This window comes from Siccirubricoccus soli, assembly GCF_024178315.1.
Classification (GTDB): Bacteria; Pseudomonadota; Alphaproteobacteria; order Acetobacterales; family Acetobacteraceae; genus Siccirubricoccus; species Siccirubricoccus soli.
In genome coordinates this window covers 1-647 of the sequence record NZ_JAMZIK010000309.1, presented here as the reverse complement: position 1 = coordinate 647, position 647 = coordinate 1, and the positions used below count along the sequence as shown (strand labels likewise).

Annotated in this window: 1 protein-coding gene; it reads right to left on the bottom strand. The window is 76.7% G+C overall.

Annotated elements, in window-relative coordinates; translation table 11 throughout:
* Positions 1 to 158: 158 nt before the first annotated feature.
* Positions 159 to 647: hypothetical protein (locus NJ376_RS28550; protein WP_252956724.1), on the bottom strand; the 489-nt coding region annotated here is incomplete at its 5' end.

The following is a 647-nucleotide window of genomic DNA, read 5'->3' as shown; positions in this document are numbered from 1 at the left end:
GCGCCGCCCCCAGCCCCGCCGTGATCTCCGCCGTAAGCGCCGCATGCCATTCCGCCGCCGGCCGCGCCGGCAGCAGCGGCCGGATCGCATCCCGCCGGCGACGGTCGAGGATCAGCGCGGCACCGCTCATCGGCGCTCTCTCCAGCTCGGGCCGGGGCTCATCGCGGCGGCACCGTGAATTCGGCGACCATCGGCCCCGGCGGGCTCGTGCCAGCCCGGGCATAGCCGGGCACCACCCGGTCCGGCTGCCCCTCCTGCCTGATCGTGATGCGGAAGGCGGAGCCCGGCATCTGCCGCACCACCCCGCAGCAGGCATTCACATGCACCCGGTAGCGCCCCGGCGGCGGCCGGTCCCAGACGGCGTTCTCCACCGGCGTCCGAGTCAAGCCGGGGGCCGGGTTGGGGCCGCCGCGATTGGCATCCACGTCGATCCGCCCGCCACAGGCGCCGCGGCTGTTGTCCGGCCCCAGCACCTGGCCATCCGGGCAGGCCACGTAGAGGTCGAGATCATTGGTGTCCTCCCAGGCGAGGATGACCTGCAGCCTGCCGGTGCGGCCGCCGGCGCGGGCGGCGCGCTCGGCATCCGGGCTAGGCTGGGGCGGGCGGGGTGGCTGCTCCCGCCGTGGCGGGGGCGGCGGCGGCGGGGC